This window comes from Pedobacter miscanthi (assembly GCF_032678605.1).
Lineage (GTDB): Bacteria > Bacteroidota > Bacteroidia > Sphingobacteriales > Sphingobacteriaceae > Pedobacter > Pedobacter miscanthi_A.
This window is the reverse complement of sequence record NZ_JAVTSU010000057.1, coordinates 1-1,559: the sequence shown is the minus strand read 5'-3', so window position 1 is coordinate 1,559 and position 1,559 is coordinate 1. Positions and strand designations below refer to the sequence as shown.

Annotated in this window: 1 protein-coding gene; it reads left to right on the top strand. The window is 43.4% G+C overall.

Annotated elements, in window-relative coordinates; translation table 11 throughout:
* Positions 1-143: 143 nt before the first annotated feature.
* Complete coding sequence (locus R2R28_RS29025; RefSeq protein WP_316829157.1) at positions 144-1,529, top strand: IS110 family transposase; 1,386 nt, start codon at positions 144-146, stop codon at positions 1,527-1,529.
* Positions 1,530-1,559: the final 30 nt, after the last annotated feature.

Genomic DNA, 1,559 nt, shown 5'->3' with positions numbered 1-1,559 from the left:
AGAGAGCCTGATTGCGAGTTTGGGACTGTAGTTCTTTGAAATAAATATTGTTGGAAACCATCCCTGAGGGAAGTTTACCACGCTTTTAAGCTTAAACATTTATAGAACTGCAGAGCTTGTCCTGCCTACTTATTAGAAATAAGATGAGCAAAGTTAGTAAAATCAAAAAGAAAAGGGCATCCTCCAGCAGAGAAGGCCTGAAAATGGAACGGTTTGGGTTATTATATCCAAGATCTGCGGGCATTGACGTTGGCAGTATGCTGATGGTTGTATCCTATACCGACCGGAATGATATGATTAATGTCAGGGAGTTCAACAGTTTTACAGAGAGCCTTATGGAACTCTCAGAACTACTTCAACGGGAAGGGGTTGAGCAGGTAGTAATGGAAGCAACCGGCGAATACTGGAAAACACTTTACTGCATGCTTGAAACCCATGGCATGCAGGTCCTGATGGCCAATCCAAGCCACTACCGGAATGTAAGTGCCCAGAAAACTGACATCAATGATGCACAATGGCTGCACCAGTTACTGGCCCACGGGCTGATCCGCAGCTCACATATTGCTACAGAGCTATACCGACAGCTACGGCGCTATGTGCATGAAAGAAAAACCTGTCAGGATCTGAAAAGCGATACCCTTAACCGCATCCAAAAAACCCTTACCCTGATGAATATAAAATTCCAGCACCTGATCAGTGATATCGAGGGTGTTGCGGGAATGAAAATATTGCGGGCTATCGTTTCCGGAGTGAGTGAACCTGAAGCCCTATTAAAGCTTGTCGACCTGAACCGCTTAAAGGCAAGCCCTGAAGACCTGATCAGTTCATTAAAAGGTGATTATCAGGAGCACCATATCCATATCCTTGCAAGTATGATGAAGGCCTATGATTTCCATAAAAGCCAGATGTTGGAGTATGAAACCTATATTGAGTCCACACTGCAAAAGCTGGTTCCTGTTTCTGGTCCGGGTGGGGATCTACAGGTTATAGGGAAGAAAAAAGTTAAAGCCCGCAAGAATGAATACCATTTCAACCTAACCGATTATCTGGAAAGCATATTTGGTGTAGACCTTACCGCTGTAGATGGACTGGATGAAATTGGGTTGCTGGCCATTCTAGCGGTAACGGGAACCGATATGAAAAAATGGCCCACAGCATCACACTTTGCAAGCTGGCTGAATCTATCGCCACGACCTAAAATATCAGGGGGCAAGAAAATAGGAAATGAGAAACGAAGCACTAATAATCCAGCCACCCAAGCCTTTCGTCTCGCCGCAAATAGTTTGTGGCAGAACAAAGGGCCAATTGGGCAGCAATATCGAAAACTGGCTGCAACAAAAGGGTCGGCCAAGGCTATAAAAGCTATAGCAAGAAAATTAGCGACAGTCTTTTATAACATGGTACTTAAAAAAGAAGCCTTTGATCCCAAGAAAATACAACAGAATGTAGAAATTCGGGAGGCAAAAAGAATAGCGAGACTATTAAAGGACGCAGCCAATATGGGATACGCTATTCAAAAAGTAGCTTGATTATGAATAACTTAAATGAACGTCATTATA